The following is a 19937-nucleotide window of genomic DNA, read 5'->3' as shown; positions in this document are numbered from 1 at the left end:
TCTTGCAGTACTCTGGTACTCCCTTGGCAGTACTGTAGTACTTCCTTAGCAGTACTGCAGTACTGCCAAGGAAGTACTGAAATCAGATAAAATGCTTTCAATCAGTTCTTTTCTTTTAGCTTATAGTCGCCCGCTTTTTCGTCAATCAGGTGCTGCAACTCTTCCAGCGATGATACTTTTCCCTGGAAGGTGATGACAGCCTCCGGAGGAGTCAAAGTGACTTGGGCGGTAGCGCCTTCTACGGTATTCAGCACTTTTTCTACCCGGGTGCGGCAGTGGTCGCACATCATGCCTTCCACCAGGTAGGTCTTTTGGACACTGGAAGTGGCTGAGGCAGGTGAGGGGGAGGTTACCGGCTGTGTGGTTTTCGCCTGTTCTTCCATAGGTCGTGTTTCCACCGGTTGTACTTCCACGGACTGTATTGCTTCCGCGACGGCTGCCGATGCTTGGGTGTGTGTTAATTTTTTCCGTTTCAACCGCAGGCTGTTGCTTACCACACTCACACTGCTCATGGCCATGGCAGCGCCGGCTATCATCGGGTTCAGCAGGAAGCCGTTGAGGGGATACAGGATACCTGCCGCCACGGGGATGCCAATCAGGTTGTAGATGAATGCCCAGAACAGATTTTCGCGGATGGTGCGTACCGTGGCTTGGGAAAGGCGGATGGCATCGGTGATTTTGTTCAAATCGGAGGAAATCAGGGTCATCTTGGCCACGTCCATGGCAATGTCGCTGCCTTTTCCCATGGCGATGCTGAGGTCGGCCTGGGCCAGTGCGGCACTGTCGTTGATACCGTCGCCCACCATGGCTACCACTTTCCCTTGGTGTTGCAGTTCCTGAATGAACTGGGCTTTCTGCTGGGGAAGCACTTCTGCCTGGAAATGGGTGATGCCACATTGTTCCGCAATCTTCCGGGCGGTTTCCGGATTGTCGCCGGTTAGCATGTAGGTGGAGATTCCCATTTCCTGTAATTGCATCACAGCTTCTTTGGAGGTCGGCTTGATGCGGTCGGCAATGGCCACCACTCCCAAGGCTTGCTTCTCATCGGCCAGCCAGATGACGGTCTTGGCTTCCTCGCTCAGGCGGGTAGCTTCTTCGGCCAGAGAGGCGGGAATGGCAAGTCCGTGTTGCTCCAGCAGGCGACGGTTGCCGGCATAATAATAGGTACCGTTGATTTTTCCACGGACACCCAGTCCCGTCAGGCTTTCGAACCCTTCCATGGGGAGAGGTTGCGCAGCGAGATGGTGTACGATGGCCTGTGCCAGCGGATGTTCCGATGCACTTTCCAGGGTGAAAAGGATGCGTGACAGGGGGGCTTGCGACAGGCCGGCGGAGAGGTCGGTCACGGTCGGGTGTCCTTCGGTCAGGGTACCGGTCTTGTCGAGGACGATGGCATTGACCTTGCGGGCGGTCTCCAAGCTGTCGGCATCTTTGATCAGGATACCGTTTTCAGCACCTTTCCCGATGCCCACCATGATGGCGGTCGGCGTGGCCAGTCCCAACGCGCAGGGGCAGGCAATGATGGTCACGGTGACAGCGGCCAGCAGTCCATGGGTAAATCCGTTCTGACTATCCAGCAGCACCCATGCCAGAAAGGCCAGTAGGGCGATGCTCAGGATGGTGGGAACAAAGATGGCGGCAATGCGGTCGACCAGCTGTTGTACGGGGGCCTTGCTGCCTTGCGCTTCCTGCACCATGCGGATGATGTGGGCCAGCACGGTCTCACTGCTTACCTTGTCGGCTGTAAAACTGAAACTTCCTTTCTGGTTGATGGTGCCGGCAAAGACTTTTTCGCCGGGGACTTTTTCCGAGGGAAGCGGTTCGCCGGTGAGCATGCTCTCGTCTACATACGAACGTCCCTCATCTACCGTACCGTCTACGGGTATACGGGCACCGGGTTTCACCAGCAGGCGTTGTCCGGCTTGTACCTGTTCCACGGGAATCTCTTTTTGGGTGCCGTCCGGACTCAGGAGGGTAACGGTAGCCGGTTGCAGGCCCATCAGTTTCTTGATAGCCTCGGAGGTGTTGCCTTTGGCTCTTTCTTCCAGCAGTCGTCCGAGCAGAATGAACGAGATGATGACACTGGCGGCTTCAAAATAGACATGGGGATGAATGCCGCGGCTCATCCAGAATTCCGGCCAGAACAGGTTGAAGAGGCTGAAGATATATGCGATGCCCGTGCTGACGGCTACCAGCGTGTCCATGTTCGACGTGCGGTGTTTCAGCTGTTTCCAGGCATTGCGATAGAAATCCCGCCCCAGCCAGAAGACAACGGGAGTGGCAAGTATCCACATCACATAGTTGGCATAACTCCAGTCCATGAAGCACATGCCGATGACGGCTACCGGAATGGACAAGGCCAGGGAGCAGAGAGTGCGGAACTTCAGTTTACGGTATTTCTGTATGTGCGCGTCTTCTGCTATTTCTTCTTTGTTAGCGTGGGTGTCGATGACCAGGTCGTAACCAGCTGCCTGGATGGCACTCTTCAGCGCTTCCGGTGAGCAGCTCTCGGGATTGTACTCCACGGTGGCGGTGGCAGCCGCATAGTTCACGCTGGCATGATACACCCCTGTCTGACGGTTCAGGGTCTTTTCTACTCGTGCAGCGCAGGCGGCACAGCTCATCTCTAATACGGGAAATATTTGCGTAGTTTTAGTGGTATTCATTGGTCCTTTATTTAGAATGGGACAAAATTACAACATTCCCATCGGATTCAAAAATTTCTGTTTCATATTTATTTATCAAGAGAAGGAACGATTCTTGAACAGAATTAGTTACATTTGCGCAAAAATAAAATACAACTATTATGTCGGAATTGGCCCCTCTTATCAGTGATTTGGCATTAATATTGATTAGTGCCGGAGTTATCACATTGATCTTTAAAAAATTAAAACAGCCCCTTGTATTGGGATATATCGTAGCGGGTTTTGTGTGCAGTCCTCATTTTACGTTTACTCCTTCGGTGGCAGATGCCGACAATATCCAGACTTGGTCGGAGATTGGCGTGATTTTCTTGCTCTTTGCCTTAGGACTGGAGTTCAGTTTTAAGAAACTGATGAAGGTGGGGGGCTCGGCGGTCATTTCGGCCTGTACCATTATCTTCTGTATGATTATGGTCGGGATTTTTGTGGGATGGCTGTTCGGCTGGAAGCAGATGGACTGTATCTATTTGGGAGGTATGCTGGCCATGTCGTCCACGACCATTATTTATAAGGCATTCGATGATTTGGGATTGCGGCAGCAACGTTTTGCAGGCTTGGTGCTCAGTATCCTGATTCTGGAAGATATTTTGGCTATCGTGTTGATGGTGATGTTGTCCACAATGGCGGTGAGCAAGAACTTTGAAGGCAGTGAGATGATTTACAGCATCGGCAAACTGGTGTTCTTCCTGATTCTGTGGTTTGTGGTGGGGATTTACCTCATTCCGTTATTCCTGAAGAAGTCCCGCAAGCTGATGAGTGATGAAACGTTGCTGATTGTGTCGTTGGCCTTGTGTTTCGGCATGGTGGTGCTGGCGGCGAGGGTGGGATTCTCTCCTGCTTTCGGGGCCTTTATCATGGGTTCTATTTTGGCCGAGACCATTGAATCGGAGCATATCGACAAGCTGGTGGCTCCGGTGAAAGACTTGTTTGGGGCCATCTTCTTTGTATCGGTCGGCATGATGGTCGACCCGAACATGATTGTGGAATATATCTGGCCGATTCTCGCTATTGTGGTGGCCATTCTGGTAGGACAGACCATTTTCGGTACGGGAGGTGTGTTGCTGTCCGGTCAGCCGTTGAAGATTGCCATGCAGTGCGGATTCAGTCTGACGCAGATTGGTGAATTTGCATTCATCATTGCCGCATTGGGTGTCAGCCTGCACGTCACGAGTCATTTCCTGTATCCGATTGTGGTGGCGGTATCCGTCATTACGACCTTCCTTACTCCGTACATGATTCGTTTGTCGGGTCCTGCCTATACTTTCATAGACCGTCATTTGCCGGTGTTCTGGCGGCATTTGCTGGAACGCTACACGGCTGGTGTGCAACCGGTGAACCATCAGAATAACTGGAAGAAACTCCTGATATCCATCGTGCGTATCACCCTGATTTACCTGGTGCTTTCTGTGGCGATGGTGGTACTCTCTTTCAATCTGTTCCTTCCGCTGCTGGTATCTGCTGCGGGAGATTTCTGGGGAAAGGTGGCAGGAGCCGTGGTGACGATTGCCTTGATTGCGCCTTTCCTGCGGGCCATGATTATGAAGAAAAACCATTCCATCGAGTTTAAAGCGTTGTGGGCGGACAGCCGTTTCAATCATGCTCCCTTGATATCCATCGTGTTGCTGCGTATTGTGTTGGCCGTATTGTTTGTAATTTACATCATCAAACATTTGTTCCAGGCTTCCGTAGCACTGATGGCAGGTATCGCCATTTTGGTTGTATTGCTCATGATTGCTTCCCGTTTCCTGAAAAAGCAGTCCATCGGGCTGGAACGTACGTTTGTACAGAACTTACGTTCGAAAGAGATGCGTAAGGCGTATTTGGGAGAAAGCCAGCCGGAATATGCCGGGCGCTTGCTCGACAGAGATTTGCACTTGTCGGATTTTGTCATCCCGGCCGATTCGCTTTGGGGCGGGAAAACCTTGATGGAGCTGGACTTTGGAAAGAAATATGGTGTGCATGTGGCTTCCATCATCCGGGGAGCGCATCGGATTAATATTCCAGGCGGAGGGAATCGCATTTTCCCCAACGACAAATTGCAGGTAATCGGTACCGATGAGCAGTTGTCCGCCTTTTCTTCCCAGCTGGAAAAGATAGCAAAAGGACATACGGATGAGGATTTCGAGGAACATGAGATGTACCTGAAGCAGTTTGTGGTGTCCCGTAAATCGCCGTTCTGCGGACGTACTATCCGGGAAAGCGGTATCCGTAATAAATATCATTGTCTGGTAGTGGGAATCGAATCGGCAGATGACAGCAAGCTCCGGCAACCGGAGGTTTCCTTCACCTTGCAGAAAGGTGATGTGGTATGGGTCGTAGGAGAGGAAGAAGACCTGAAGACTTTGTTTGCGGTATCGGAAGTTCCTGAGCCTGAGATGGCGGAATGAATAGGGAATAAAGAGAATCGGGCTTTGCAAGATTGGAATATCTTACGAAGCCCGATTCTTTTCTGAATGTTTTTTCTTTGTGTTATTCTTCTTCACTGTCTTCTTCTTCTTCTTCGAAGTCGAAGTCAAAATCATCCATGTATTCCGGTGTGAAGAACTCGTCCAGATCTCTTCGTTCCTTTTTGGTGGGACGTCCGGTACCTCTTGCGCGGTCTACGAAGCCGCTGATTTTGCTCATCTCCAACAGTTCATATTGGTCGGGTGTCGTGACGTTTTCCATCACATCAGGAACCAGTTTGGCACCCACCCGTTTTTCGATGGCCTGCAACACCTTGAAGGAATAGGTAACGGGTGGTTTTCTGACCTGTACCACATCCCCCGGTTTGACCGTCCGGGCTGGTTTGGCCTGCGCGCCGTTGATAGCGATTCTTCCTTTTTTGCAGGCTTCGGCCGCAATCGTTCTTGTTTTGAAGATACGTGCGGCCCACATCCATTTATCTATTCTTGCTTCTGGCATGTGCTTATTTGTTGTTATACTGGTTCATGGTATTGTTCAGTCCGGCCAGGCAGAAACTTTTGATGATTTCCTGCGCCATTTCCAGACGTTCCGGCATCAGTTTCATGGCTTCCTCGTCGAAGTGTCCTAATACGAAATCGATTTGTCCTCCTCTTGGAAAATCGTTGCCAATGCCGAAGCGAAGGCGGGCATAGTTTTGAGTTCCTAGGGTAGCGGCGATATGTTTCAGACCGTTGTGTCCGGCGTCACTTCCTTTTCCTTTTAGTCGCAACGTCCCGAAGGGAAGGGCCAGGTCATCCACTACGATAAGCACATTTTCCAGAGGAATTTTCTCCTGTTGCATCCAGTAGCGTACAGCGTTTCCACTGAGGTTCATATAGGTGGACGGTTTGAGCAGGATTAACTGTTGTCCTTTTAACGACAGGTGTGCAGTTGCTCCATAACGTCCATCGCTAAAAACAATATTGGACGCCTTAGCCAAGGCGTCCAATACCATAAATCCTATATTATGACGGGTTTCACGGTATTCTTCACCGATATTCCCCAGTCCAACAATCAAGTATTTCATTGAAAGGATTTTTGAGTGTGTAGGTTACTGAATTATTTACCAGCAGCAGCCTGAGCACCACGAGCGGCACGAGTCAATTTAACTGCGCAAACTACAGCTTCTTTTGCGTTCAGCAATTCCAGACCTTCGTAGTTCAATTCACCTACTTTGACAGTCTTACCCAATCCCAGCGGAGTTACGTCGATAACCAGACGTTCCGGGATGATGTTGTACAAAGCTTTCACTTTCAATTTACGGATCTGCAGAGCCAATTTACCACCGGCTTTCACACCTTCTGCCAAACCTTCCAGTTTTACAGGAACTTCCATTACGATAGGTTTGTTTTCATCAATCTGGTAGAAGTCTACGTGCAGAATCTTGTCTGTTACAGGGTGGAACTGGATATCTTTCATGATGGCATTTACAACCTTACCATCGATGTTCAAGTCTACTACATAGATATGCGGTGTGTATACCAAATTACGCAAGCCTTCTGTTGGAACAGTAAAGTGAGTAGCAACTTGGTTGCCGTTTTCATCTTTCTGGATTCCGTACAATACGCAAGGAACACCATTTTCTTTACGAAGTTCACGAGTGGCTTTCTTACCTGTTTCAGTTCTCAAAGAACCTTTGATTTCAATTGATTTCATTTCTAAAAAATTTTTGTGTTACTCTAAATTAAGTTGATTTTCTTTGCTTAATTCGCCATCACACGATGTGGTATATCACACGATGAGCTTGAAAAAGCGGCGCAAAGGTACGCATTTTTTTTTGTTTTCCAAATATTCCCCTAATAAAATCCTGTAATTCAGCTGAAATTGGTAAGCTGAGTTTCTTTTAGAAGTCGATGTCTATTTTTATTTCGCCAGATTGTTGCGGAGTGTCTTCAGTGGTTGAGGCTTCAGTATGGCTTTCAGAGTGAAACTCACCTTGTTCGTGGGCAATGAAGTCGATAGCTTGCTGCAAGCCATGCATGAATTTTTCAAAATCTTCTTTGTACAAGAATATTTTGTGTTTTTCAAAATTCACTTGAGGATCGTCTTTATCAAGCGAAACCACTTTCTTACTTTCCGTAATGGCAATGAACATCTCGTCTTTTCGGTTTTTCTTTACATCCAGGTAGTAAATGCGTTTTCCTGCCTTGATGGCTTTGGAGAATACGATTTCCTTGTCGTTTTCAATAGTTGTACTTTTCTTCTTTTGTTCTTCCATAACTCACTGTTACTAATAAAAATGCGCCCAAATTTGAATATTTTTTTGCAATGTGCCAAGAGAGAACGGAGAAAAATTGTCGATTCTATGAAAAAAAGAAAAAATATGGTGCCTTATGGTGGGTGGTAAAAGAAATTTGCTTATTTTTGCACACCTAAAAATGTAGTTTTGTTTATATATTATGATCAACAGAGTTCTTATCCGTCTGAAGATAGTTCAGATAATCTATGCGTATTATCAGAACGGTGGTAAAAATTTGGATACTGCAGAAAAGGAGTTGTTCTTCAGTCTATCCAAAGCGTATGATTTGTACAACTATCTTTTGCTTTTAATGGTAGAGGTGACGAAGTATGCCAGCAAGCGGCTGGATGCAGCAAAAAACAAGTTAGTTCCTACCAAAGAAGATTTATCTCCCAACATGAAGTTTGTGGAAAATCGTTTCATCGCGCAGCTGGAAATAAATAAGCAGCTGAATGCTTTTTCAGCGTCTCAGAAGAAGACTTGGGAAAATGAAGGCGATTTTATTAAAAATCTGTGTGAGCAGATTATGCAGAGTGATATATATAAGGAATACATGGCCAGCGAGACTTCTTCTTATGACGAGGATCGTGAACTTTGGAGAAAACTTTACAAAAAAATCATTTTTAATAATGCAGCGCTCGATGAAGTGTTGGAAGACCAGAGTCTGTATTGGAACGATGACAAGGAAATCGTTGATACTTTCGTCTTGAAAACTATTAAACGTTTCAATCCTGAAAACGGGGAAAAGCAAGAACTTCTTCCGGAATTCAAGGACGAGGAAGATCAGGATTTTGCCCGTCGTTTGTTCCGTCGTGCCATTTTGAACGCCGACTATTACCGTCACCTGATTAGTGAAAACTCAAAGAACTGGGATTTGGACCGTGTGGCAGTGATGGATGTGGTCATCATGCAGATTGCCTTGGCTGAAATCTTGAGTTTCCCGAATATTCCGGTAAATGTGTCTTTAAATGAATACGTGGAAATCGCCAAGCTGTACAGCACTCCAAAGAGCGGCGGATTCATTAATGGTACATTGGACGGGATTGTTAATCAATTAAAAAAGGAAAATAAGCTGACTAAAAACTAATATATTTGTCAGGCTATTATTAATCTAAACCGAGAAAACGTATGAATTTGTTAGCTGTTGTTTTACAGGCTCAGGGAGGAGCAGATTACTCTTTCCTTATTATGATGGTGGCCATTTTTGCCATTATGTACTTCTTTATGATTCGTCCCCAGAACAAGAAGCAGAAAGAAATTGCGAAATTCCGTAAAAACCTCGAAGTGGGTCAGTCTGTGGTTACTGCAGGTGGAATTTATGGAAAAATCAAAGAAGTAGAAGACAATACAGTTATAGTTGAAATAGCTGCTGGTGTAAAAATCAAAGTAGATAAGAACTCTATTTATGCAGACGCACAGGCTCAGCCTGCGAAATAATTGTCAATGGATATGTTCGATAGAAAGAACATAAAGAGATATTACTTGATATTTGTACGACAAATCAGGAACTTCTTGCTCAGTACCAAGAGCAGGGAGTTCCTGATTTTTCTGTTTTTTGTCTTCGTGTCCTTGTGTTTCTGGTTCCTGCAAACCATGAACGACACGTATCAGACGGAATTTAAGATACCCGTCCGTTTGAAAAACGTGCCCAAGGAGGTGGTGATGACCTCTGAATTGCCAAGCGAGATTCGGGTGAAAGTAGAAGACCGGGGTACGGTTCTGTTGAATTATATGCTAGGAAGAACGTTCTTTCCGCTGACATTTAATTTTGAGGATTATCAGGAAAGGGGACCTTATGTGCGAATTCCGCAGGAAGAAGTTCTGAAAAAAATCAGTGCCCAGTTGAACAATTCCACCCAGTTGCTTTCTGTCCATCCGGATACGTTGGATTACATCTATTCCAAGGGGATAGCCAAAAAGGTTCCGGTAGCAGTAGGAGGGGAGGTCTCGGCTGGAAGGCAATACTATGTGTCGGAGATTCGTGTGATTCCCGATTCGGTAGTGGTTTATGCGCCTCAGGGTGTATTGAACACAGTGCTGACAGCTTATACACAGCCTTTTCATTGGACCAATGTGACAGATACTTTGAGAAAACACCTTAATTTGCAAAAACTGCATGGGGTGAAGTTCGTTCCCTCCTCGGTAGATGTGATGGCGTGTGTGGATATGTATTCGGAAAAGACCCTTGAGGTTCCCGTGGTAGGCATTGGCTTTCCAAAGGGAAAAGTGTTGCGTACTTTTCCATCAAAAGTACAAGTCACTTTTCAAGTGGGTTTGAAGAATTTCAAGTCGGTAAGAGCACATGATTTCTTGGTGGGAGTTCCCTATTCGGATGTGGTAGAGAATAAATCCGACAAACTGACACTGATGCTAAAGCAGTATCCGGATGTGGCTACACATATCCGAATCAGTCCTTCATCCGTTGATTATCTGATAGAACAGGAAACAGTAGGAGCCGAGGTCAAAGAGAAAACAGAAAAATGATCAAGATTGGAATTACAGGAGGAATTGGTAGCGGAAAATCATACATATCCCATCTGTTGGAACAGAGAGGGATTCCGTTGTATGATACTGACCGGGAGGCCAAACGGCTGACTGTGACGCATCCTCAGATACGGAAGGAGCTTTCGGCTTTGCTGGGCACGGAGGTTTATCGAGCGGATGGAACCTTGAACAAGCCTTTGGTAGCTAATTACTTGTTCTCTTCTTCGGAGCATGCCGGGCATATCAACCAAATTATTCATCCCTGTGTGTTCAAGGACTTCCTTGCGTGGGCGGACCGTCAGGCTGCCAGTGGGGCAGAGGTTGTAGCGATGGAAAGTGCCATTTTGTTTGAGTCGGGTTTCCAAAAAGCAGTAGATTATGTGGTGATGGTATATGCTCCTTTGGATTTGCGTATAAAGCGGGCCATGCTTCGCGATTCAGCATCCGAAGAGCAGATAAAAGCACGCATTGCCGCGCAGATGGACGACGAGGAAAAGAGAAGAAGAGCCGATTATGTTCTCTTTAATGATGAAAAAATGTCGTTGGAGATGCAGATTGCTGCATTGGAAGCATGGCTTGCCAGTAGAAAAACGGGTAGATAGTTTGTGTATGTCGTTCGTCCGTTGTATTTTTGTCACTCGTAATCAAATTTTAATTATAGAGAAAAGACTATGTTGAAGACTATTTTAGCTATTTCTGGAAAACCTGGTTTGTACAAACTGATTTCTCAGGCAAAGAATATGCTGATTGTGGAAACTGTCAGTGCAGAAAAGAAAAGAGTTCCAGTTTATGCCAGCGATAAAGTGATTTCATTGGGCGATATCGCCATGTACACAGATGCGGAGGAAGTACCTCTGAGTGAAGTGCTGGAATCTGTCAAGAAAAAAGAAAACGGTAACGTGACTGCGTTGGACTACAAGAAAGCTTCTGCAGAAGAGTTGCATGCGTTTATGGCAGAAGTGTTGCCGAACTACGACCGTGACCGTGTACATACCAGCGACATCAAGAAATTGATTCAGTGGTATAATCTGCTGGTTTCAAACGGAGAAACAGATTTTGTAGAAACAGAAAAAGCGGCCGAATAAACGGAAATACGTACGGCTTTTCGGCGTACGGTGAGAAGAATGTGAACTGTCTCAGGACAAACGGATGCGTTGTTCCGGCTACGGAGTGCGGCATTTGTCCTGAGGCAGTTTTATTATATACCCCGGAAGCCTCAAACGACAGTAAGGAAGATATGAAAAAGATTATATTGATTACAGGCGGTGAACGCTCAGGAAAAAGCAGTTATGCCGAACGGCTGGCTCATGAGCTGACCTCATCGCCGGTGTATATGGCCACAGCGAAAATCTGGGATGAGGAATTTCGGAAGCGAGTGGAGCGTCATCAGCAGAATCGTGGACCCGAATGGACGAATATCGAGGAAGAAAAGGAGCTGAGCCGTCACGACATCACCGGCCGGGTAGCAGTAATCGACTGTGTGACGCTTTGGTGTACGAATTATTTTGTGGAGCAGCAGGATGTAGCCTTAGCCTTGGAGGCCTTGAAGCGGGAATTCGACCGCTTTACCGCGCAGGAGGCGACGTTTATCTTCGTTACCAATGAGATTGGAATGGGAGGCGTTTCCCCCAACGAGGTGCAGCGCCGGTTTACCGACCTGCAGGGCTGGATGAATCAATATATCGCTTCCAAAGCTGACCAGGTAGTACTGATGGTTTCTGGCATTCCGCTTAAAGTGAAAGGATAAATCATGCGTAAATTTACTATTTCCCCTATAGCCTGTCCGGAGTTGGAACAGGCAGCTCGTGAAAAGATTGACAACCTGACGAAGCCCAAGGGTTCTCTGGGACGTTTGGAAGAACTGGCTTTGCAGGTGTGTATGATACAGCAGACTTTGTCACCCTCCTTAAAATGTCCGCACAATCTGCTTTTTGCAGCCGATCATGGCATTGTGGAAGAAGGCGTCAGTGCATCTCCTAAAGAAATTACCTGGCAGCAAATCAGTAATTTCCTTCACGGAGGGGCAGGCATCAATTTCCTGTGTCGCCAGCACGGTTTCCGACTGGTGATAGTCGATGCCGGAGTGGATTATGACTTGCCTTATGAAAAAGGGATTGTGAATATGAAGGTGCGCCGGGGTACCCGCAATTTTCTGTATGGCGATGCGATGACTCCCGAAGAGATGGATTTGTGTCTGGAGCGAGGTGCACAATGTGTGGACCGGGTGAAGGAAGCTGGTTGCAACGTCCTCAGTTTTGGCGAGATGGGAGTGGGAAACACTTCCGCTTCCTCTTTGTGGATGAGCTGCCTGACGGGAATCCCCTTGGAACAGTGCGTCGGTGCTGGTAGCGGTTTGTATGGCGAAGCCATGACCCATAAATTCAAGGTGCTTCAGCAGGCCCTTCAACATTTCCCTGGAGAGCATACGGTGGAAGAAATCCTGTGCCGTTTCGGAGGGTATGAGATGATGATGGCCGTAGGCGGCATGCTGCGTGCGGCCGAGCTGCGCATGGTCATTCTGGTAGATGGATTCATCATGACCAACTGCATGCTGGCAGCTTCCCGCCTGTATCCGGAAGTGCTTTCGTATGCCGTGTACGGACATCAGGGCGATGAGAGTGGCCACAAACTCTTGTTGGACTATCTGCATGCCCGTCCGTTATTGAACCTGGGATTGCGCTTGGGAGAAGGAAGCGGTTCGGTCTGTGCCTATCCGATACTCGATTCTGCGGTACGGATGTTGAACGAGATGGACACCTTTGCACATGCTTCCATTACCAAATATTTCTGAGCGTATGCATAATCTGTTGGCTGCTTTGATGTTTTTCACTCGTTTGCCTTTCTGGCGGATTTGCTCCGTGCCGTCCGAGTGTTTTCGGCACGTGGTGAGTTACTGGAGCCTGTGCGGATGGCTCACGGGTGGGGTGATGGCCCTTGCTTTCTGGCTTTTTTCTCTGTGGTTTCCGCTTCCCGTAGCGGTATTGCTGGCACTGTGTGCCCGTCTTTTCCTCACGGGTGCCCTGCATGAGGATGGCTTGGCCGATTTCTTCGACGGTTTTGGCGGAGGACGTGACCGGGAAGGGATTCTTCGTATCATGAAGGACTCCCACATCGGGAGTTACGGAGTGCTGGGACTGATTCTGTATTACCTGTTGTCGTATTCCTTGCTTGTTTCTTTGCCGGTGCAGGTTATCCCTTGGATGTTGTGGGTGGCCGACCCCTTTTGCAAGTTTGTGTGCAGTTTTATGCTGGTGTTCCTGCCCTATGCCCGGAAGGTGGAAGAAAGCAAGGCCAAGGTGGTCTATACCCGCATGAGTACTTCGGAGTGGGTGGCCAATGCGGTAGGGGGACTGTTGCCTCTGTGTTTGCTACCAGCTGCCTGTTGGGGGATGCTGTTGTTTCCCTGTGTGCTTTTTGCCGTGTTGGTATGTTTGCTCAAGCGTCGGCTGGGAGGATATACCGGCGATTGTTGCGGAGCCCTGTTCCTGTTGTGTGAGCTGGTGTGCTGGCTGGGAGCGGTGGCGATTACTTATAATTTTTAAGGATAAATAGAAGATGAAAGTATATTTGGTTCGACATACTTCGGTCGATGTGCCTTCCGGTATGTGTTACGGTCAGACTGATGTGCCTCTGCGAGCTTCGTTTGAAGAAGAAGCGGCGGTGTGCAGGGAAGCCATCCGGCGCATCGGTATCGACTTTACCCGTGTGTATGCCAGTCCGTTGTCCCGTTGCACGCGCTTGGCCGCCTATTGCGGCTTCCCGGATGCGGAACGTGACGACCGGTTGAAAGAGATGCACATGGGCGAGTGGGAGATGCAGCGGTTTGATGAAATCACCGACCCGCGTATTCAGGAGTGGTACCAGGATTACCTGCGGGTACGTACTACAGGCGGAGAGTCTTTCATGGACGTGCTGGCCCGGGTATCTGATTTTCTGGATCACTTGGAACGTACCTCAGGTCCGGTGCTGATTTTTGCCCATGGCGGGGTGCTGGTGGCTGCGCAGGTTTATGCGGGAAAGGTGAGACTGGAAGATGCCATGCAGGCATTGCCTCCTTACGGGGGAATGGTGGAAATCGATTTGCCGCTTCCCCGCTTGCATCCGGTCATGTTGGCCGGTACGGGCAGTGATGTGGGGAAGAGTGTGCTGGCTGCGGCCTTGTGCCGTATTTTCTTGCAAGACGGGTATCATCCGGCTCCGTTCAAGGCCCAGAACATGGCGCTCAATTCGTATGCCACTCCCGAAGGACTGGAGATTGGTCGGGCACAGGCGGTGCAGGCTGAAGCGGCGGGTATCCCGTGTCATACCGATATGAATCCCTTGTTGCTGAAACCCACTTCCGACCGGACTACCCAGGTGGTGCTGAACGGCAAACCCATCGGCAACCGGAGTGCGTATGAATATTTCCGTATTGAAGGGCGTGAGGAGTTGCGTCGGGAAGTCAATCAGGCCTTTGACCGGCTGGCAGCCCGTTATAATCCGATAGTGATGGAGGGGGCCGGCAGTATCTCGGAACTCAACCTGAAGGATACCGATTTGGTGAATCTTCCCATGGCGCGTCATGCTAACGCCGATGTGATTCTGGTAGCCGATATCGACCGGGGAGGTGTGTTTGCCAGTGCTTACGGTTCGGTGGCACTGCAGACTCCGGAAGACCGCAAGTGCATCAAGGGAATCATCGTCAATAAGTTCCGTGGCGACCTTCGTCTGTTTGAGCCGGGTGTGAAGATGTTGGAAGAGATTTGCGGCATTCCGGTACTGGGCGTGATACCGTATTATCAGGACATTTACATTGAGGAAGAGGATTCGGTGGAACTTTCCCTGAAGCAGCGGAAAGCGGTGCAGGGAAAGGTCAATGTGGCGGTGGTCTTGCTCCGTCACCTGTCCAATTTTACCGATTTCAATATACTGGAGCATGACGCACGGGTGAATCTGTACTACACGAACAACGTGGAGGATTTGCTGAAAGCCGATATCATCCTGTTGCCGGGAAGCAAGAATACCCTCGGCGATTTGTACGAATTGCGCCGTAACGGGGTGGCACAGGCCATTCTTCAGGCCCGCCGCAACGGGGCAACCGTCATGGGAATCTGTGGCGGATACCAGATGATGGGACAACGCATTGCCGATCCCGACGGGATGGAAGGCGATGTCTGTCAGTTGCCGGGACTGGGATTACTGCCGGTGGAAACGGTCATGGAGGGAGAGAAAGTGACGCGGCAGGTGCGTTTTTCTTTCCTGGAATCCGGTACGCCGGACTGTACGGGGTATGAAATCCACATGGGGCGTACCTCGGCGGTAGACGGGGCACCAGTGGCTCCATTGGTTTATCTGGAGGATGGAACTCCGGACGGATGTGTGGTAGACCCGAAATGTGCAGGCTCCTACATTCATGGGATACTGGATAATCCGGCAGTCATCGAGTGGCTGTTGGCACCTTATGCCGAGAAGCTGGCACAGCCGGCGTTGGATTATGCCGCTTTTAAGGAGGAACAATACAACAAACTGGCAGACTATGTGCGGAAGCACCTGAACCTGCCGTTGCTTTACCAAATACTGACGAAAAATGATTAACGGACACGGAGACGACGCCTTTCGCTATGCGCATATTCGGGCCAATTTCAGCTCGAATGTGTATCACCGGGTGAATCATGACGGGTTGAACCGCTATCTGGCCGAACGGCTCTCGTGCATCCGTTCCTATCCGGAACCGGAGCCCTATACGCTGGGGGCGGAATTGGCCCGGCTGTATGGGGTGCGTCCGGAGGAAGTGTGCGTGACCAACGGAGCTACGGAGGCCATTTACCTCATCGCGCAGGCTTTTCGGGGCAGTCGTTCCCAGGTATGGATACCTACATTCAGCGAGTATGCCGACGCCTGTCGTCTGCACGCCCATCGGATAGAAGGTATTTCCAGCGTGGAGGCCTTGACGGAGGAAGAAGGGATATGCTGGCTATGCAATCCGAACAACCCGACGGGACAGACGTGGGAGGCGGATACGCTGCGTCGTTTGATTATGCAGTATCCCCGGACCTTGTTTGTTATCGACCAGTCGTATGCGCTTTTTACGGAGAAAGAGGTACTTCCCGTGGACGAGACTGTTGCCTGTCCCAATGTCTTGCTGTTACATTCCATGACCAAATGTTTTGCGGTACCGGGACTGAGACTGGGTGCTGTGACGGGAAACGAAGACCTTCTTCAGCGGATACGGGGCTGCCGCATGCCATGGTCGGTGAATGCGTTGGCCGTGGAAGCCGGACAGTATTTGTTGCGTCACTTGGAGGAGTACCGGATGGAGGTACCGGCCTTGCTGGCAGAACGGAAACGGGTGGCCGAGGCGTTGGAAGCTACGGGTGGGGTGGAGGTGCTCCCTTCGGATACCCACTATTTCCTGGCTCGTTTGCGGAAGGGAAGTGCGCCCGACCTGAAAGCCTATTTGGCCGAACGTCATGGGCTGCTCATTCGGGATGCATCCAACTTTGAAGGACTGGACACCCGTTATTTCCGCATTGCAATACAGACAGAAGAAGAAAACAATTTATTAATTGAAGGCATACGCGAATGGATACGTGGATAGAAATGGGACTGATTCCCCTGTTGGGAGGATGCTTGCTTGATAAGTTATTGGGCGACCCTTTGTGGCTGCCCCATCCGGTGGTAGGATTTGGGAAACTGATAGTCCGGTGTGAACGGCGGGGTAATCAGGGGGTACATCGCAAGCGGAACGGAGCGCTGACAGCCGTAGTCCTGATTCTGCTGGTCTTTCTGGTAAGCTGGTGCCTGCTGGAAGGAGCTAATCGGGTACATCCCTGGTTAAAGGTAATCCTTTCGGTGGTGGCTGTGTTCTATTGTCTGGCTGGGAAAACGTTGATAGACGAGGTGCGGAGGGTATTTGAAGCTGCCGACATCTCCTTGGAAGCAGGACGGAAACAGGTGTCGCGCATCGTAGGTAGAGATACTTCTGCCTTGTCGGACCAAGAGGTACGTACGGCAGCTTTGGAAACCTTGGCCGAGAACCTGAGCGACGGGGTGATTGCCCCTCTTTTCTGGTATTTCCTGCTGGGTGTGCCCGGTATGCTGGCATACAAGATGGTGAATACCCTCGATTCCATGATTGGTTATCGGAACGCACGTTACAAGGACTTCGGTTGTTGGGCTGCCCGTATAGACGATGTAGCCAATTATCTTCCGGCCCGATTGACCGCCCTGCTTATGGTACTGGTGTCCGGTCGCTGGTCGTTGCTGAAGTTTGTGGCCCATTACGGACGGATGCATGCCAGTCCCAATTCCGGTTATCCGGAAGCGGCTTTGGCCGGTATCCTGAACTGTCGTTTTGGCGGGCCGCACGAGTATTTCGGGGAGACAGTCTACAAGCCTTTCATCGGCAGCAATCCTCGTCCGGTAAATAGTGACGACATGCGTCGGGCTATCTGTATCAACCGGTTGGCCGAAGGGGGGATGGTGCTTTTGATGGTGGCTGGATATGTGTGGTTTTGGGGAAACATCATCGGATAATTCTTTACTTTTGCATAGAGAATGTTTTAAACAATCAATAAAATGAAGAAAATAGCTTTACCTACTCGGAACGGAGTAGTAGACGACCATTTCGTTCATTGTGAGTTTTATACGATTTTTACGGTGGACGAAGAGAACCGCATCACGCGTACGCAGGTGCTTCCTTCTCCGCAAGGATGTGGCTGCAAGTCGGATATCGCGTCCAAACTGCAGGCCGACGGAGTGACGGTGATGCTGGCAGGAAACATGGGGGCCGGTGCACTGGCCAAGCTCTCGGCTTGTGGCATTACGGTCATCCGAGGCTGTCAGGGTTCGGTGATGCAGGTAGCCGAAGATTACCTGGCTGGAAAAATACAGGATTCCGGAGTGGAATGTGCGCATCATCATGAAGGAGAAACGCATCAGTGCGCACACCATTAATTTTTTCCCCTTTTCATTTAAGATGAAATGAAGGGGAAATTTCTCTGTCCCACACTGTGAAATACAAAAACCACAGTGTGGGATATATATTTCACAGTGTGGGATATAAATTCCAAACTGTGGAACAGAGAATCCTTATGAGCATTTAAAAGAAAATGCGGGGATGATGAAAAGAAAGCAGCGGTGGTTTCACATCCCGGAAAATTCGTATCTTTGTGATTGATTTTCAATCATGCTTTTATGAATAGGATTATTTTCTTGTTGCTGGCAGCCGTTTTAGGGGGAATGACGCTGACGGGCAACGCGCAGACACAGATTGCGTTTATATCGGACGCACATATTCAGGATATTGACGGGCATCCCGAACGGGTACGTTCCATGGAAGTACAGGTACAGTCTACTCGTTTGTTCAATGAAAATTATTATGCTTTTCTGACTGCGTTGAACGACGTAGCCCAGAGAAACATTCGTCTGGTGGTCTTGTCGGGTGACCTGACCGACAATGGGCAGTTTTTCAACCAGCAAAAGATGAAAGAGATTCTCGACGGTTATACTCGTCGGAAGGGAATGCGGTTTTTTGTCACCACCGGCAATCATGATCCGGCGCTTCCGTTTGGACTGAAACAGAAGAATGTGAACTATCTGGCTGCCGACGGCACTCGAGTAACGCGGGAAGATTCATGTGCCGGCTATGCCGACCAGATGAAGTGTTACGCGACCTTCGGCTTTTTCCCACAAAAGGAATACCGATATTGGGAAACCCCATTTACTTCCTACACGTATGAAAAATACAGCTATAAAGAGGCGCAAAAGGAAGGGGGGCTCGAAAGAAGAACCTATACCTTGTGCGATTCGCTGACTGCAATAGATGCCAGTTATCTGGTGGAGCCGGTAGACGGACTCTGGTTGCTGGCCATCGACGGGGGAGCCTATCTGCCGAAAGGTATGAAAGAGGGAAAGATGGTGTACCAAGGTTCCAGTATAGGATATAATAATGTACTGGCACATAAAGCCTTTTTATTGCCGTGGGTACGGAAGGTGGTGGCCGAAGCCCGGCGATTGCATAAAACGCTGGTCACCTTCTCACATTATCCGCTGGTGGATTTCAACGACGGTGTGTCGGACTACGTGAAGAAGATATGGGGCAACCGTCGTTTCGACTTGGATCGTGTGCCGGAAGCGGAGGTGAGCGAAGCTTTTCTGGAAGCGGGTATTCGTCTGCATTTTGCCGGACACATGCACGTGAATGACACGGGCATCTGGGAAGGAAAGGATGGAAAGAAACTTTATAACATACAGATACCTTCGCTGGCTACCTATATGCCGGCCTACAAAATTCTGACCATTGAGCATCCGGAAGAGTTCCGGGTGGAAACGGTGACGCTCGATTCGGTGGCAGGATTCGCTCAGTTGTTTCCTTTGTATCAGGCTGAATACCGTTCGGATTCCTTGAAAGGCCGTTCGCCGGTGTGGAACAAAGAAATTCTTTCTTCCTGCACATATCGTGAATTTTGCGATTATCAGTTCCGTGACTTGGTACGTGTGCGTTTCATTCCGCGCGATTTGCCGGAAAGCTGGAAGCCTTACTTGAAGTTTACGGGGGCCCGCTTGCTACAGGAAGTGACCGGGGAGGACAAATCGGCGGAGGCCGAATGGACGCAATGGCGCATGGAAGACATGATTCTCGACCTTTATCGCTTGCGTTATGCCGACCGGCTTGCCTTGAGAGATATTCCGTCAGAGCGTTTGGCTGCTTATCGTTATTTGTTTGACCGCACGCAGACCTCTGCATCGGCTTCACCAGCGGTGGAATATGTACGGGATTTGTCGGTCTTGTTCCAGGCATTCCTGAACGGGGAACCGTGCGTGAATTTCCGGATTAACCTGAAAAATGAGGAAATAGAAGCGGAATAGACCGAAAAGTGTACTATTTCCCTCCTGGTTTGCATTATTTTCCTCTTTTGTTACGTTACGTTTATCTAATTTTGTGTCAGGTTCATTAGGGAAAGTCCCGAATGAATCTGACCGTTCCTTATCATTGTAAAGTAATAAGGTAGGGATGGTTGTGTATGTAAATTGCTGAATACTAGCTTATTAAATACAAATTTAATCGTCTGGAAATATTTTTGTAA

General features: G+C 49.0%; 19 protein-coding genes and 1 pseudogene. 15 read left to right on the top strand and 5 right to left on the bottom strand.

Annotated elements, in window-relative coordinates; genetic code table 11:
* Nucleotides 1-101: 101 nt before the first annotated feature.
* A complete protein-coding gene (locus tag BQ7480_RS11720) occupies nt 102-2666 on the bottom strand; it encodes a heavy metal translocating P-type ATPase (protein WP_072543003.1) in 2565 nt (854 codons plus the stop codon).
* Nucleotides 2667-2806: 140 nt separating this feature from the next.
* On the opposite strand from BQ7480_RS11720, the gene BQ7480_RS11715 reads away from it, so the two are divergent.
* Nucleotides 2807-5089, top strand: coding sequence for a cation:proton antiporter domain-containing protein (locus tag BQ7480_RS11715; RefSeq protein WP_072543002.1), 2283 nt, complete (start codon nt 2807-2809; stop codon nt 5087-5089).
* An 82-nt stretch (nt 5090-5171) separates the two neighbouring features.
* Here BQ7480_RS11715 and BQ7480_RS11710 read toward each other — a convergent pair whose 3' ends face one another.
* The 4 genes from BQ7480_RS11710 to BQ7480_RS11695 form a co-directional block, all read right to left on the bottom strand.
* A complete protein-coding gene (locus BQ7480_RS11710) occupies nt 5172-5606 on the bottom strand; it encodes an RNA-binding S4 domain-containing protein (RefSeq protein ID WP_072543001.1) in 435 nt (144 codons plus the stop codon).
* Nucleotides 5607-5610: 4 nt separating this feature from the next.
* Complete coding sequence (pth, locus tag BQ7480_RS11705; protein ID WP_072543000.1) at nt 5611-6174, bottom strand: aminoacyl-tRNA hydrolase; 564 nt, start codon at nt 6172-6174, stop codon at nt 5611-5613.
* A gap of 32 nt (nt 6175-6206) precedes the next feature.
* Complete coding sequence (locus BQ7480_RS11700) at nt 6207-6803, bottom strand: 50S ribosomal protein L25/general stress protein Ctc (RefSeq protein WP_072542999.1); 597 nt, start codon at nt 6801-6803, stop codon at nt 6207-6209.
* 187 nt (nt 6804-6990) lie between these two features.
* Nucleotides 6991-7365 (bottom strand): PUR family DNA/RNA-binding protein, encoded by a 375-nt coding sequence (locus BQ7480_RS11695; protein ID WP_072542998.1) that lies wholly within the window; start codon nt 7363-7365, stop codon nt 6991-6993.
* Between the two features lie 181 nt (nt 7366-7546).
* Here BQ7480_RS11695 and nusB point away from each other — a divergent pair, with 181 nt between their 5' ends.
* From nusB to BQ7480_RS11630, 14 genes and pseudogenes are all read left to right on the top strand, one after another.
* On the top strand, nt 7547-8473 hold the full coding sequence (gene nusB, locus BQ7480_RS11690) for a transcription antitermination factor NusB (RefSeq protein ID WP_072542997.1): 927 nt from the start codon (nt 7547-7549) through the stop codon (nt 8471-8473).
* A 41-nt stretch (nt 8474-8514) separates the two neighbouring features.
* Nucleotides 8515-8823 carry a preprotein translocase subunit YajC gene (gene yajC, locus BQ7480_RS11685; protein WP_072542996.1) on the top strand — a complete coding sequence of 103 codons (309 nt, stop codon included), beginning with the start codon at nt 8515-8517 and terminating at the stop codon, nt 8821-8823.
* Nucleotides 8824-8835: 12 nt separating this feature from the next.
* Complete coding sequence (locus BQ7480_RS11680) at nt 8836-9870, top strand: CdaR family protein (RefSeq protein WP_072544010.1); 1035 nt, start codon at nt 8836-8838, stop codon at nt 9868-9870.
* Nucleotides 9867-10472: a dephospho-CoA kinase gene (gene coaE, locus BQ7480_RS11675; RefSeq protein ID WP_072542995.1), complete on the top strand. Its 606-nt coding sequence runs from the start codon at nt 9867-9869 to the stop codon at nt 10470-10472. The genes BQ7480_RS11680 and coaE overlap by 4 nt, the downstream gene beginning before the upstream one ends.
* A gap of 69 nt (nt 10473-10541) precedes the next feature.
* On the top strand, nt 10542-10955 hold the full coding sequence (locus tag BQ7480_RS11670; RefSeq protein ID WP_072542994.1) for a DUF5606 family protein: 414 nt from the start codon (nt 10542-10544) through the stop codon (nt 10953-10955).
* Between the two features lie 152 nt (nt 10956-11107).
* Nucleotides 11108-11617: a bifunctional adenosylcobinamide kinase/adenosylcobinamide-phosphate guanylyltransferase gene (gene cobU, locus BQ7480_RS11665; protein WP_072542993.1), complete on the top strand. Its 510-nt coding sequence runs from the start codon at nt 11108-11110 to the stop codon at nt 11615-11617.
* 3 nt (nt 11618-11620) lie between these two features.
* Nucleotides 11621-12661, top strand: a complete 1041-nt coding sequence (cobT, locus tag BQ7480_RS11660; protein ID WP_072542992.1) for a nicotinate-nucleotide--dimethylbenzimidazole phosphoribosyltransferase — start codon at nt 11621-11623, stop codon at nt 12659-12661.
* 4 nt (nt 12662-12665) lie between these two features.
* Nucleotides 12666-13412: an adenosylcobinamide-GDP ribazoletransferase gene (locus BQ7480_RS11655; RefSeq protein WP_072542991.1), complete on the top strand. Its 747-nt coding sequence runs from the start codon at nt 12666-12668 to the stop codon at nt 13410-13412.
* Nucleotides 13413-13425: 13 nt separating this feature from the next.
* Nucleotides 13426-13935, top strand: a pseudogene (cobC, locus tag BQ7480_RS18400) (alpha-ribazole phosphatase); the annotation flags it as partial.
* On the top strand, nt 13936-15444 hold the full coding sequence (locus tag BQ7480_RS11650) for a cobyric acid synthase (protein ID WP_235816735.1): 1509 nt from the start codon (nt 13936-13938) through the stop codon (nt 15442-15444).
* Nucleotides 15437-16447 (top strand): threonine-phosphate decarboxylase, encoded by a 1011-nt coding sequence (locus BQ7480_RS11645; protein WP_072542989.1) that lies wholly within the window; start codon nt 15437-15439, stop codon nt 16445-16447. Before BQ7480_RS11650 ends, BQ7480_RS11645 begins: the two co-directional genes overlap by 8 nt.
* A complete protein-coding gene (gene cbiB, locus BQ7480_RS11640; RefSeq protein WP_072542988.1) occupies nt 16432-17385 on the top strand; it encodes an adenosylcobinamide-phosphate synthase CbiB in 954 nt (317 codons plus the stop codon). Before BQ7480_RS11645 ends, cbiB begins: the two co-directional genes overlap by 16 nt.
* 42 nt (nt 17386-17427) lie before the next feature.
* Nucleotides 17428-17805, top strand: a complete 378-nt coding sequence (locus BQ7480_RS11635) for a NifB/NifX family molybdenum-iron cluster-binding protein (RefSeq protein WP_072542987.1) — start codon at nt 17428-17430, stop codon at nt 17803-17805.
* Nucleotides 17806-18045: 240 nt separating this feature from the next.
* Entirely contained in the window at nt 18046-19719 is a 1674-nt protein-coding gene (locus BQ7480_RS11630) for a metallophosphoesterase family protein (protein ID WP_072542986.1), read from the top strand.
* Nucleotides 19720-19937 lie beyond the last annotated feature (218 nt).

Origin of the sequence: Bacteroides mediterraneensis, assembly GCF_900128455.1 — a bacterium.
Lineage (GTDB): Bacteria > Bacteroidota > Bacteroidia > Bacteroidales > Bacteroidaceae > Phocaeicola > Phocaeicola mediterraneensis.
Note: the sequence above shows the minus strand (reverse complement) of the source record. Positions and strands in the feature narration are given on the sequence as shown.